The 13,345-nt window shown below is 72.1% G+C and carries 11 protein-coding genes; 9 read left to right on the top strand and 2 right to left on the bottom strand.

All coding sequences use genetic code 11. From position 1 onward, the window contains the following. Positions 1–25 precede the first annotated feature (25 nt). The 5 genes from ACWDNY_RS23775 to ACWDNY_RS23755 all read left to right on the top strand — a co-directional run bounded on the left by ACWDNY_RS23775 (position 26) and on the right by ACWDNY_RS23755 (position 6,631). Positions 26–1,066, top strand: coding sequence for an agmatine deiminase family protein (locus ACWDNY_RS23775; RefSeq protein WP_451647820.1), 1,041 nt, complete (start codon positions 26–28; stop codon positions 1,064–1,066). A gap of 11 nt (positions 1,067–1,077) precedes the next feature. Continuing rightward, on the top strand, positions 1,078–1,698 hold the full coding sequence (locus ACWDNY_RS23770) for a TetR/AcrR family transcriptional regulator (RefSeq protein ID WP_451647819.1): 621 nt from the start codon (positions 1,078–1,080) through the stop codon (positions 1,696–1,698). Between the two features lie 100 nt (positions 1,699–1,798). Next, positions 1,799–3,100: an MFS transporter gene (locus tag ACWDNY_RS23765; RefSeq protein WP_451647818.1), complete on the top strand. Its 1,302-nt coding sequence runs from the start codon at positions 1,799–1,801 to the stop codon at positions 3,098–3,100. Between the two features lie 287 nt (positions 3,101–3,387). Next, a complete protein-coding gene (gene cimA, locus ACWDNY_RS23760) occupies positions 3,388–4,992 on the top strand; it encodes a citramalate synthase (protein WP_451647817.1) in 1,605 nt (534 codons plus the stop codon). 196 nt (positions 4,993–5,188) lie between these two features. Beyond that, positions 5,189–6,631 carry a hypothetical protein gene (locus tag ACWDNY_RS23755; RefSeq protein WP_451647816.1) on the top strand — a complete coding sequence of 481 codons (1,443 nt, stop codon included), beginning with the start codon at positions 5,189–5,191 and terminating at the stop codon, positions 6,629–6,631. A 150-nt stretch (positions 6,632–6,781) separates the two neighbouring features. Here ACWDNY_RS23755 and ACWDNY_RS23750 read toward each other — a convergent pair whose 3' ends face one another. Continuing rightward, positions 6,782–7,390, bottom strand: coding sequence for a YceI family protein (locus tag ACWDNY_RS23750; protein WP_451647815.1), 609 nt, complete (start codon positions 7,388–7,390; stop codon positions 6,782–6,784). A gap of 263 nt (positions 7,391–7,653) precedes the next feature. On the opposite strand from ACWDNY_RS23750, the gene ACWDNY_RS23745 reads away from it, so the two are divergent. The 4 genes from ACWDNY_RS23745 to ACWDNY_RS23730 all read left to right on the top strand — a co-directional run bounded on the left by ACWDNY_RS23745 (position 7,654) and on the right by ACWDNY_RS23730 (position 12,672). Further along, positions 7,654–8,151 (top strand): hypothetical protein, encoded by a 498-nt coding sequence (locus tag ACWDNY_RS23745; protein WP_451647814.1) that lies wholly within the window; start codon positions 7,654–7,656, stop codon positions 8,149–8,151. Between the two features lie 106 nt (positions 8,152–8,257). Continuing rightward, positions 8,258–10,621, top strand: coding sequence for a polysaccharide lyase 8 family protein (locus ACWDNY_RS23740; protein ID WP_451647813.1), 2,364 nt, complete (start codon positions 8,258–8,260; stop codon positions 10,619–10,621). A 151-nt stretch (positions 10,622–10,772) separates the two neighbouring features. Further along, a complete protein-coding gene (locus ACWDNY_RS23735) occupies positions 10,773–12,368 on the top strand; it encodes an acyl-CoA carboxylase subunit beta (protein ID WP_451647812.1) in 1,596 nt (531 codons plus the stop codon). 103 nt (positions 12,369–12,471) lie between these two features. Continuing rightward, positions 12,472–12,672 (top strand): acyl-CoA carboxylase subunit epsilon, encoded by a 201-nt coding sequence (locus ACWDNY_RS23730; RefSeq protein WP_451647811.1) that lies wholly within the window; start codon positions 12,472–12,474, stop codon positions 12,670–12,672. A 172-nt stretch (positions 12,673–12,844) separates the two neighbouring features. Here ACWDNY_RS23730 and ACWDNY_RS23725 read toward each other — a convergent pair. Continuing rightward, a partial coding sequence (locus ACWDNY_RS23725; protein ID WP_451647810.1) for a GTP-binding protein occupies positions 12,845–13,345 on the bottom strand: 501 nt, incomplete at its 5' end.

Below are 13,345 nucleotides of genomic sequence, written 5' to 3'. Positions count from 1 at the left end.
CAGTCCGAGACCCGAGGACCCGCCCATGAACACGCCCGCCGCCGACGGCTTCCGCATGCCCGCCGAGTGGACGCCGCACGAGCGCACCTGGATGGCCTGGCCCGGCCCCAACCCCACCTTCGACGACCCCGGCGACCTGGCCGCCGCCCGGGCCGCCTGGGCGTCGGTCGCCCGCGCGGTCCGCCGCTTCGAGCCGGTCACCGTGGTCTGCGGCCCCGGCCGTTCCGCCGAGGCACGGGCCCTGCTGGGCCCCGGCGTCGACACCGTCGAGCGCGACCTCGACGACGCCTGGATGCGGGACGTCGGCCCCACCTTCCTCACCGACGGCCACGGCACACTCGCCGCCGTCGACTGGACGTTCAACGGCTGGGGCGCCCAGCACTGGGCCCGCTGGGACCACGACGCGAAGATCGCCGCGCAGGTCGCGGACCTCGCGGGCGCGCGGACGTACGCCTCGGACCTGGTCAACGAGGGCGGCGCGATCCACGTCGACGGCGAAGGCACCGTCCTGCTGACCGAGACGGTGCAGCTCGGCCCCGAGCGCAACCCCGGCTGGACGAAGGAGCGGGTCGAGGCGGAGGTCCACGCCCATCTCGGCACCCGCAAGGCGATCTGGCTGCCGCGCGGCCTCACCGGCGACTACCCTCCCCACGGCTTCGGCACCCTCGGCCACGTCGACATCGTCGCCGCGTTCGCCCGTCCCGGCGTCGTCGTCGCCCACCACCAGCCGGACCCGGCCCACCCCGACCACGAGGTGACGAAGGAGGTCATCGGCCTGCTGAGGTCCGCCACCGACGCCCGCGGCCGCCGTCTGGAGGTCGTGGAGGTGCCCGCCCCGGCCGCTCTGGAGGCCGACGGCCACTGGGCCGACTACTCCTACATCAACCACTACCTCTGCAACGGCGGCGTGGTGCTGTGCGGCTTCGACGACCCGCGCGACGAGGTCGCGGCCGGCATCTTCCGCCGCCTGTTCCCGGAGCGGACGGTGACCCTGGTGGACGCCCGTACGATCTTCTCCGGCGGCGGTGGCATCCACTGCGTCACCCAGCAGCAGCCGAGGACCTGAAGGAGGCGCGGATGACCGGACCGGCACGGGCGCGCAGGCACGCGCCGCCGCGCGAGGAGGTCCTCGCCGCCGCCATGGCGATGATCGCCGATTGCGGGCTGGAACAGCTGACCATGGCCGCGCTCGGCCGGAAGGTCGGGATGAGCAGCGGCCACCTGCTGTACTACTTCCGCTCCAAGGACGAACTGCTGCTGCGGACGCTGGAGTGGAGCGAGCGGGGCCTCGGCGCCGAGCGCGGCCGGCTGCTCGCCCGCACCGGCCCGGCCCGCGAGCGGCTCGACGCCTACGTCGATCTGTACGTCGCCGAGGGGCACCGCGACCCGCACTGGACGCTGTGGCTGGAGGTCTGGAACCGCTCGCGGAACGCCGACGACGACGCCCGCGACCGGCAGGCCGCCATCGAGGGCGCCTGGCACCGCGACCTGGCCGCCCTGGTCGCCGAGGGGGTCTCCCGCGGCGAGTTCCGCCCCGTCGACGCCGACCGCTTCGCGACCCGGCTGCGCGCCCTGCTCGACGGCTTCTCCCTGAACGTGGCGATCGGGCTGCGCGGCACCGACCGGCAGCGGGTGCTCGGTCATGTGCGGGAGTTCCTCGACGAGTCGCTGGGGCGGCCCGGCGCCGCGGACGCCTGACCGGCCGCCTTGGCCCGCACGGCGGCCACGCGGGCAACCGGCCCCGGTGAAACGGTCGTTGAGGTGCGTCACCGTGCGTCCCACGGGGCAGGTACGGCTCATGGAACGACAGCACTGGAAGAGGATCTGGATCGGCTCGGCAGGCAACATGGTGGAGTGGTACGACTGGTTCGTCTACGCCAGTTTCGCCACCTATTTCGCCGGCGCCTTCTTCCCCGACGACAACCCGACCGCCCAGCTCATGAACACGGCGGGCATCTTCGCGGTCGGTTTCTTCATGCGCCCGGTCGGCGGCTGGCTCCTCGGCCGGGTGGGGGACCGCAGGGGCCGCAAGGCCGCGCTGACACTCACCGTCACGCTGATGTCGGCGTCCGCGATCCTCATCGCCGCCGCGCCGACGTACGCGGTGGCCGGGTACGGCGGCGCGCTGGTGCTGCTGGTCGCCCGGCTGCTGCAGGGACTGTCGGTGGGCGGCGAGTACGCGGCGAGCGCCACCTACCTCACCGAGGCCTCCGACCCCCGCCGGCGCGGCTTCGCCTCCAGCTTCCAGTACGTGTCCATGACCGCCGGCCAGATCGTCGGCCTCGGCCTGCTGATCGTCCTGCAGCGCACGATGACGGACGACGCGCTGCACGGCTACGGCTGGCGGATCCCGTTCGTGGTCGGCGCGCTCGGCGCCGCCGTGGTGTTCTACCTGCGGCGCAGCATGCTGGAGACGGAGGTGTTCGAGGCCGACGCGAGCAGCGGGCGGGAGCGCGGCACCCTGCGCGCGCTGTGGCGGCACCGCCGGGAGGCCCTCCTGGTGATGGCGCTGACCATGGGCGGCACGGTCGCGTACTACACCTACACCACGTACCTGACGAAGTACCTGTCGAACTCCGCCGGCCTGCCGAAGCGTACGGCGACCCTCGTCTCCTTCACCGCGCTGATCGTCTTCGCCTGTCTGCAGCCGCTCGCCGGCCGCCTGTCCGACCGGATCGGCCGCCGTCCGCTGCTGATCGGCTTCGCCGTCGGCTCGACGTTCCTCACCGTGCCGATCATGGCCCTGCTGAAGGACGCGGGCAGTTTCTGGCCGGCCCTGGGCCTGTCGCTGCTCGCGCTGGTCGTGGTCACCGGTTACACGTCGATCAACGCGTGCGTGAAGGCGGAGCTGTTCCCGACGGGTGTGCGCGCGCTCGGCGTGGCCCTGCCGTACGCGCTGGCCAACGCGCTGTTCGGCGGCACCGCGGAGTACGTGGCGCTGTGGTTCAAGGACGCCGGCCTGGAGTCCGGTTTCTCGTGGTACGTGGCGGGCTGCGCGGCCGTGTCCCTGGTGGTCTACGTCGCCATGCGGGAGACGAAGGACCTGGACCTGACGCGCGTGAGCGAGGCCGAATCGTCTCATCTGACGTCCGCATCCTGAGACGGCGGTGAGTACAGGGGGCGGAAATGTGCCAGACTGCCCCCGTGCTCTCGTTCGCCATGATTATGGGCAGCAGGCGCGCCGGTCCGCAGTGACCGCCACGTACGACCATGTGCGGGCGGCCACCGTCGTCCTCGACCCGCGCGCAGACCTCTCGCACCCGCGAGGGGTTTTTCGTTTTCCTGGCCCACCCTCAGCCGGGGAAGCCGGCGCGAGGGACCAATGGGGGGACGGTGGAGCCGGTCATTGACGGTAAGACCGAGATCCAAAACAGGAGCCTTCAGACCATGACCGCAAGCAGCCAGCCGGCCGATTCGTTCCACGTCTTCGACACCACCCTGCGCGACGGCGCCCAGCGCGAGGGCATCAACCTCACGGTCGCCGACAAGCTGGCCGTGGCTCGGCACCTGGACGACTTCGGGGTGGGCTTCATCGAGGGCGGCTGGCCCGGCGCCAACCCCCGGGACACCGAGTTCTTCGCCCGGGCCCGGCAGGAGATCGACTTCCGGCACGCCCAGCTGGTCGCCTTCGGCGCGACCCGCCGGGCGGGCGGCAGGGCGGCGGACGACCCCCAGGTCAAGGCACTGCTGGACTCGGGCGCCGAGGTGATCACGCTGGTGGCCAAGTCGCACGACCGGCACGTGGAGCTGGCGCTGCGCACCACGCTGGAGGAGAACCTGGAGATGGTCCGGGACACCGTCTCCCACCTGCGCGCCGAGGGCCGCCGGGTCTTCGTCGACTGCGAGCACTTCTTCGACGGCTACCGCGCCAACCCGGAGTACGCCAAGGCGGTCGTCCGGGCGGCGGCGGGGGCGGGCGCCGACGTCGTGATCCTGTGCGACACCAACGGCGGCATGCTTCCCGCCCAGGTCCAGGCCGTCGTCTCCACCGTCCTCACCGACACCGGCGCCCGCCTCGGCATCCACGCCCAGGACGACACCGGCTGCGCGGTCGCCAACACGCTCGCCGCCGTCGACGCCGGCGCCACGCACGTGCAGTGCACCGCGAACGGCTACGGCGAGCGGGTCGGCAACGCCAACCTGTTCCCGGTGGTCGCGGCCCTGGAGCTGAAGTACGGCAAGAAGGTGCTCCCCGAGGGCCGGCTGCGCGAGATGACACGGGTCTCCCACGCCATCGCCGAGGTGGTCAACCTCACGCCCTCCACGCACCAGCCCTACGTGGGTGTCTCCGCGTTCGCCCACAAGGCGGGCCTGCACGCCTCCGCCATCAAGGTCGATCCGGACCTCTACCAGCACATCGACCCCGAGCAGGTCGGCAACACCATGCGGATGCTGGTGTCCGACATGGCCGGCCGCGCCTCGGTGGAGCTGAAGGGCAAGGAGCTCGGCATCGACCTCGGCGGCGACCGCGAGCTGGTCGGCCGGGTGGTCGACCGGGTCAAGGAGCGCGAGCTCGAGGGCTACACGTACGAGGCGGCGGACGCGAGCTTCGAGCTGCTGCTGCGCGAGGAGGTCGCGGGCAGGCCCCTGCGCTACTTCCGCACCGAGTCCTGGCGCGCGATCGTCGAGGACCGCCCCGACGGCAGCCACGCCAACGAGGCCACCGTCAAGCTGTGGGCCAAGAGCGAGCGCATCGTCGCCACCGCGGAGGGCAACGGACCGGTCAACGCCCTGGACCGGGCCCTGCGCGTCGCCCTGGAGAGGATCCACCCCGAGCTGGCCACGTTCGAGCTGGTCGACTACAAGGTCCGCATCCTCGAGGGCAAGCACGGCACCCGCTCCACCACCCGCGTCCTGATCTCCACCTCGGACGGCTCGGGCGAGTGGTCCACGGTGGGCGTGGCGGAGAACGTGATCGCGGCGTCGTGGCAGGCCCTCGAGGACGCCTACACCTACGGCCTGCTGCGCGCGGGCGTGGAGCCGACGGAGTAGGGCGGCCGCCCGGCGCGGACTCCCCGCGGGGAGCCCGCGCCGGGCGGCCCCGTCACCGGGGGGACGCCGGTCCTCAGCGCGGGAAGGCGGCCCGTGCGGTGACCCGGGAGGCCGAAGGGCGTCGTGGCGGGCAGGGGGCGGCAGGTGCCCAGCGGCGGCCACGTCTCCTTTCGGTCGCTTCGGGTAGCTTCGAAGTATGAAGGCCGTCACCCTGACCGAAGCTTTCCCCCGACTGCTGGTCGCGCTGGTGGTGGCCGTCCTGAGCGGCCTGGTCGTCCCGTCGGCCGCCACCGCGCAGGCCTCGGCGGTCACCGCGCCACCCGCGGTGACCCGCGCCGCGGCCGCCGGCGGAGCGGTCACCGCGGCCCCGGCGGTGACCAGCGTGTCCACGATCGCCGAGGCGCTGCGCAAGAACCCCGTCTACGTGGACCCGGCCGCCGCGGGCCAGCTGTCGCGATCCGACGCCGACGCCCTCGCCCGGCAGATCAAGGACGCGGACAAGCCCGTCTTCATCGTGGTGCTGCCCGCCGGCTACCCGGCGCGGAACCTGTTCACCGACCTGCGCACCGCGACCGGCATCACCGGCCTGTACGGCATCCGCCTCGGCGACCGCTTCGACGCGCGCGCCGACTCCTCCGTCCTGCCGCGCGACGCCGTCAGGAACCTGGTGACCAGCGTCCAGGGTGAGGACGCCCGGACGCAGCTCACCGACTTCACCCGGCGGGCGCTGGCCAACGTGCGCGGCTCGGCCCCCTCGACGTGGGGCGGCTCCGGCCGGGACGAAGGGGTCTCCAGCACCGCGCTGGTCACCGCGGGCGCGGTCCTGGTGGCGGGCGGCGTGGGCGCCTACGCCCTCGTCCGGCGCAACCGGAGCCGCAGGGAGAACGAGCAGCGGGCCGCGCTGGAGCAGCTGCGGGTCGTCGTCGACGAGGACATCACCGCCTTCGGCGAGGAACTGGACCGTCTGGACTTCCACCCCGCGGAGCCGGGCGCGGACGACGCCATGCGCGCCGACTACGAACGCGCGCTGAACGCCTACGAGCAGGCCAAGCGGCGTATGGCCGAGGCCGCCAGGCCGCAGGACGTGCGCGCCGTGACCGAGGCTCTGGAGGACGGCCGGTTCTCCCTGGTCCAGCTCGCCGCCCGGCGTGAGCGCCGCCCGCTGCCCGAACGCCGTCCGCCCTGCTTCTTCGACCCGCGCCACGGTCCCTCGGTCGCCGACGCCTCCTGGACGCCCCCGGGTGGGGCACCCCGCGAGGTCCCGGTCTGCGCGGCCGACCAGATCCGCCTCGCCGAAGGCCGCGAGCCGGGAATCCGCGAGGTCGACACCGACTACGGTCGCCGCCCCTACTGGGAGGCGGGCCCGGCCTACGGGCCCTGGGCGGGCGGCTACTTCGGCGGCGGTCTCCTGCCCGGCCTGCTGGTCGGCACCTGGCTCGGCGGCATGATGGCGGCCCCGGCGTACGCCGCCGACTACGGGACCGGCTACGGCGACTTCGGCGCCGGCGGCTACGAGGGCGGCGACCTCTCCGGGTCCGACTTCGACCCGGGTGACTTCGGCGGCTTCGGCGGAGGCGACCTGGGCGCCGGCGGAGACTTCGGCGGCGGCGGAGGCGGCGACTTCGGGGGCGGGTTCTGACCCGCCGCCGCTGACCCGGCCTGATCGGAACGCCCCGCGGATGTCACGCACGCCGAGCGCCCGCCCTCCCGGTACTTACGGAGGGCGGGCGCGCTCGGGCCGGCGTGCGGCGGGCGGGGCCCGGCCGTGGAGCCGCTGCCGCCGCGGGGATCAGGCGTTCTTGATCGCCGAGATGTCGAAGTTCAGCTTGATCCTGTCGGAGACCAGGACGCCGCCCGTCTCCAGGGCCGCGTTCCAGGTGAGGCCGAACTCCGAGCGCAGGATCTCGGCCTTGCCTTCAAAGCCGACGCGCTCGTTGCCGAAGGGGTCCGTGGCGGCGCCGTTGAACTCCAGGTCGATGGTGACCGGCTTGGTGACGCCGAGGACGGTCAGGTCACCGGTGAGGCGGTAGTCGTCGCCCCCCAGGGCCTCCGCCTTGGTGGAGCGGAAGGTCATGGTGGGGAACTCGTCCACCTTGAAGAAGTCGGCGCTCTTCAGGTGCCCGTCGCGGTCGGCGGAGCCGGTGTCGATGCCGGCCATCGTGATGTCGAGGGAGGCGGTCGACCTCGACGGCTCGGAGCCGTCCAGGTGCAGCGTGCCGGTGAAGTCGTTGAACTTCCCCTTGACGTTCGTGACCATGGCGTGCCGCGCGACGAAGCCGAGCGTGGAGTGGGACGGGTCGATCGTGTAGTCGCCGGTCAGCGCGGCCAGGTCCGCGCTCACGGCGGCGGGGGCGGTGCTGTCGGTGGCGTTGTCGTTCCTGCGGCTGAAGATGCCCATGACGTGCTCCTTGGGGACGGGGTGGTCACTCGCCGCCGGGCCGGGCGGCGAGGTTGATGTTGAAAGTTCAAATGCTTCAACGGGGACGACAGTAGTCCTATTCCGTTCAATGTTCAACATTATCCGGGGCCGGTTTCCGGAACTGCCGACGGTGACCGCCGACGCCCTCTGGCGAACGCGCGTAGAACTCGGGCACCATCTCCCTGCACCACCTGCACCGCCGCCCCACTGGAAGCACGGCCACCCGCAGGAAGGGTCCCCACATGAAGGTCCGCTCCACCCTGACCGCACTCGCACTCGTCGTCGCCCCCGGCGTCGCCGTCGTCGGCACCGCCTCCGACGCCTTCGCGGTAACCAAGATCAGCCACGCCACCGCGACCCAGATGTTCCGCAACGCCGGCGTCACCTGGTCCTCCTCCGGCAACTGCTCCGACCGGAACAACTCGACCTGTACGTCCTTCGAGCAGCTGAACCTCGCCACCGCCCAGGGCGCCCAGACCCTCAAGGGGGCCATCGGCTGCGCCCTGAACATCACCGGAGGCACGGAGACCGGGCACGCCTCCGGCACCTACTCGCACTGGAACGGCTACAAGCTCGACTACGGCAAGAGCACCTGCCTCACCAGCTACATCAAGAACACCTTCACCTACATCGGCCTGCGCGGCGACGGCGCCCCGCAGTACAAGTCCGGCTCCGGCAACATCTACGCCGACGAGGGCAACCACTGGGACGTCCTGTACTACAACTGCGGCGGCTGCTGAGCCGTCACCGGCAGGACGAGGACACCCGGGCGGCGGCTTCCGGACAACCGCCGCCCGGGCGGGCCCGTGCCATTGACCGCACCGGCGGCCGCGGTAACACCTCCCCATGACGAAGCATCGGCTACGAGCCACGTCCGGACCGCGCCACCTCACCCCACCCACCCGCCGTGCCTTCCTGCTCGCGGCGGCCCTGTCGGCGGCCGCCACCGGCGCCCCCGCACCCCGCGCCGCCGCCGCCGACGACCCCTACGACGCCCTCCGCCGGCGGTGGCTCGGCATTTCCCTGGGCACCGGCTACGACCCGGCCGTCGAGCCGTACGCCTCCCGGCTGGCCGGGACCGGCCGGCTCGCCCGCGACTTCCAGGCCGCGATGGCGCCCTCCGCCGGCTCCCTGTGGCCCGGGCACCCCTTCGACCCGCCCTCGGGCATCACGTCCAGCTACGGCCGGCTGTGGACGATGACCCGGTCCTACGTGCAGCAGGGCACCGGTGCCACCGGCGACCCCGGCCTCCTCGCGGACGTCGTGCGCGGCCTCGACCACCTCTCCACCACCGTCTACAACCCCTCGACGACGCGCTACGGCAACTGGTGGGAGTGGCAGATCGGCAGCCCCCGCCTGCTGACGGACATCACGGCCGCGCTGTACGACCACCTCTCCGACGCCCGGATCACGGCGGCCTGCGCGGCCGTCGACCACTTCGTCCCCGACGCCGTGCTGCGCGACTACTCCGGCACCTCCACCGGGGCCAACCGCGTCGACCTGTGCCGTTCGGTCGCCCTGCGCGGCGTCCTCGGCCGCGACGGCGCCAAGCTCGCCCTCGCCCGGGACGCGCTGTCGCCGGTCTTCCCGTACGTCACCGAGGGCGACGGGCTCTACGCCGACGGGTCCTTCGTCCAGCACACGTGGGTCGCGTACTCGGGCACGTACGGTCAGGTCCTGCTCGACGGGCTGGGCCGCCTCCTCGCCCTGCTCGCCGGATCGCCGTGGGAGGTGACGGACCCCGGCCGAAACCTCGTGCTCGGAAGCGTCGAGCACGCCTTCGCGCCGCTCGTCCACGACGGTCTGGTGATGGACAGCGTCAACGGCCGCGCCATCAGCCGCGGTCACCTCAAGAGCGACGACCGGCCCGTGCTGCGCGGCGACCACTTCCACGGGCAGCAGCTGATCGCCGCCATCGCGCTCCTCGCGGACGGCGTGGGCGAGCCCGGGCGCGCCCGCCTGCACGCGCGGATCAAGGGCTGGGTCGAACGGGACACCGTCTCACCCGTGCTGACGGCCCCTCAGTTCGACGTCGCCGACCTGGCCCGGCTGCACGCGATCGCGGACTCCGGCGTCGCCGCCGCCCCCGAGCCGGCGGGCCACCGTCTGTTCGCGGCCATGGACCGCGCCGTCCACCGCCGGCCCCGCTTCACTGCGAACATCTCCATGGCCAGCGAGCGCATCGCCCACTACGAGTGCGGCAACGGCGAGAACCCCCGCGGCTGGCACACCGGGGCGGGCATGGTCCTGTGGTGGGCGACCGGGGTGCCCACCGACCAGTACACCGACTGGTTCTGGCCGACCGTGGACTGGTACCGGCTGCCCGGCACCACCGTCTCCACCCGGCGGCTCGCCGACCGCGCGGGCGGCGAGTGGGGCGAGGCCAGGCCGGACGTGCGGTGGGTCGGCGGCACGACGGACGGCGAGTACGCGGCCGTCGGGCAGCATCTCAAGGGGCTCGGCTCCACCCTTCGGGCCCGCAAGGCGTGGTTCTGCGCCGACGACGCCGTCATCTGCCTCGGCGCGGGCATCACCTGCGCCGACGGCGTCCCGGTCGAGACGGTCGTCGACAACCGCCGGCTGGGCGGCGACGGGACCGAGCCCCTCGTGCGCGGTCCCGGCTGGGCCCATCTGGCGGGTCACGGCGGCTGGATCGTGCCCCGCGGAGACCTGCGAACGGTGCGGGAGGACCGTACGGGTGCCTGGTCCGACATCAACACCACCAGCACCACGGAACGCCGCACCCGGCGCTGGCAGACCCTCTGGCTGGACCACGGCACCGATCCGGTGGACGCCTCGTACGTGTACGTGCTGATGCCCGGTGCCTCGCGGCGCGAGGTCGCGGTCCGTGCCGCCGACCGCCACTGGATGACGGTGCTCGCCAACGACGCCGGCCGTCAGGCGGTGGCCGTGCCCCCGCTCGGTCTGACCGCCGCCCTCTTCTGGCAGGCCGGTACGGTGGGACCGCTCACCGCGTCGGCCGGCGCGGCCGTGCTGGTACGCCGCCGGGGACGGACGGCTACGCTCTGCGTGAGCGAGCCCCCGCGCACCGGCCGGCCGCTGGAGATCCTCTGGGACCGTCCGGTGCACCGGGTGCTGCGGGCGGACGCCTCCGTCGAGGTGGTCGCCACAGGCCGCCGTCTGGGCGTGCGTGTCACTCCGGGGATGGCATGTGGCACCCACGTATGTGAGGTGTCCCTCGCCCTCTGACTTTGTGTGACTCCTACAACGCGGAAGCCTTCTGAGCAGTCGGATTGGCTGCAACGGCCGGTGGTTCTGTTCAAGGGCACCAGGAAAACGGCCCGGAGACTGTACGGAGTCGACGGCCCGCTTTCCTTGGTGTCCTTCGTAAGGTCACTACATGACCGTTTTGGAAGAGACGACGGGTGGGCCGACCGGCGAGCCGACGGACGCCCGTGGGCGGGTCGCCGAGTTGCACGGGATTCGTGCGCAGGCGGTGGCGGGTCCGAGTGAGAAGGCGACGGCGGCGCAGCGTGCCAAGGGCAAGCTGACGGCGCGGGAGCGGATCGAGTTGCTCCTGGACCCGGGTTCCTTCCAGGAGGTCGAGCAGCTGCGGCGGCACCGGGCGACGGGGTTCGGTCTGGAGGCGAAGCGGCCGTACACCGATGGGGTGGTCACCGGGTGGGGGACGGTGGAGGGCCGCACGGTGTTCGTGTACGCGCACGATTTCCGGATTTTCGGTGGTGCGCTGGGTGAGGCGCATGCCACGAAGATCCATAAGATCATGGACATGGCGATCGCGGCGGGTGCGCCGCTGGTGTCGCTGAACGACGGGGCCGGTGCGCGGATCCAGGAGGGTGTCTCGGCGCTGGCGGGCTACGGCGGGATCTTCCAGCGCAACACGAGGGCGTCGGGGGTGATTCCGCAGATCTCGGTGATGCTGGGCCCGTGTGCGGGGGGCGCGGCCTACAGTCCGGCGCTGACGGACTTCGTGTTCATGGTCCGGGAGACCTCGCAGATGTTCATCACCGGCCCGGACGTGGTCAAGGCGGTCACCGGTGAGGAGATCACGCAGAACGGTCTGGGCGGGGCGGACGTGCACGCGGAGACCTCAGGGGTGTGTCACTTCGCCTACGACGACGAGGAGACGTGCATCGCCGAGGTGCGCTACCTGCTGTCGCTGCTGCCGCAGAACAACCGGGAGACGCCGCCGCGGGTGGAGTGCGCCGACCCCGCCGAGCGCCGCTCGCAGGTGCTGCTGGACCTGGTCCCGGCGGACGGCAACCGCCCCTACGACATGGCCAAGGTGATCGAGGAGATCGTCGACGACGGCGAGTACCTGGAGGTCCACGAGCGCTGGGCCCGCAACATCATCTGCGCGCTGGCCCGCCTGGACGGCCAGGTCGTGGGCATCATCGCCAACCAGCCGCAGGTACTGGCCGGCGTCCTGGACATCGAGGCGAGCGAGAAGGCCGCCCGCTTCGTGCAGATGTGCGACGCCTTCAACGTCCCCCTCGTCACCTTCCTGGACGTGCCGGGCTTCCTGCCCGGTGTCGACCAGGAACACGGCGGCATCATCCGGCACGGCGCGAAACTGCTCTACGCCTACTGCAACGCCACCGTGCCGCGGATCTCGCTGATCCTGCGCAAGGCCTACGGAGGCGCCTACATCGTGATGGACAGCCAGTCCATCGGCGCCGACCTCACCTACGCCTGGCCCACCAACGAGATCGCGGTGATGGGCGCCGACGGCGCGGCCAACGTCATCTTCCGCCGCCAGATCGCCGACGCCCCCGACCCCGAGGCGACGCGTCAGAAGATGGTCAAGGAATACAGGACCGAGCTGATGCACCCCTACTACGCGGCCGAACGCGGCCTGGTCGACGACGTCATCGACCCCACCGAAACCCGCGAGACACTCATCCGCTCCCTGGCCATGCTGCACACCAAACACGCCGACCTGCCCTCCCGCAAACACGGCAACCCCCCGCAGTAACCACCGCGGGAACCCCCGCGGACCCGGCACGCAGACCCTGCCGCCCCACCACGCGAACGCCGCCGAGATGCCGCGGACCCCTTCCTCACGGAGACTGACACCCATGGACATGCCCGACATCCGCGTCGAGAAGGGCCACGCCGAGCCCGAGGAAGTCGCCGCCCTCACGGCCATCCTCCTGGCCCGCGCCGCCGCCCACACCCCCACCACACCCACCCCCACCCACCGCGGCCGCACCAAAGCCGGCTGGCGCCGCCTGGAACGCGAGAACGGCTTCCGCGCCCCCCACAGCTGGCACGCGTAGATCACACCGTTCGTTGCAGACGAAGAAGGGCTCCTCCGCCGGGAGGAGCCCTTCTTCGTGCGCGCGGCCGGAGATCGCGGGTACCACCGGGGGGTGTGCGTGCGGCCGGGAGAACGGCCCAAGGCCCTCCCCGGGCGAGCCGGGGAGGGCCTTGGGCCGTGTCGAGGTCCGTCTAGCGCAGCCGGGCCATCAGCGCGTGCTCGACGAGCGTGATCAGCGCCGACTTGGCGTCCGCGCGGTGGCGGGCGTCGGTGGTGATGATCGGGGCGTCGGGGCCGATCTGCAGGGCCTCGCGCACCTCTTCGGGCGTGTAGGGCTGGTTGCCGTCGAAGCCGTTGAGGGCGATGACGAAGGGCAGGCCGCTGTTCTCGAAGTAGTCGACCGCCGGGAAGCAGTCGGCGAGCCGGCGGGTGTCGACCAGCACGATCGCGCCGATGGCGCCGCGCACCAGGTCGTCCCACATGAACCAGAAGCGGTCCTGGCCCGGGGTGCCGAACAGGTAGAGGATCAGGTCCTGGTCGAGCGTGATGCGGCCGAAGTCCATGGCCACCGTGGTGGTGGTCTTGTCCCCCGTGTGGGTGAGGTCGTCGATGCCCGCCGAAGCAGACGTCATGACGGCCTCCGTGCGCAGCGGGTTGATCTCCGAGACGGCGCCGACGAACGTGGTCTTGCC

The sequence above is a fragment of the Streptomyces sp. NPDC003697 genome (genome assembly GCF_053587115.1).
Note: the sequence above shows the minus strand (reverse complement) of the source record. Positions and strands in the feature narration are given on the sequence as shown.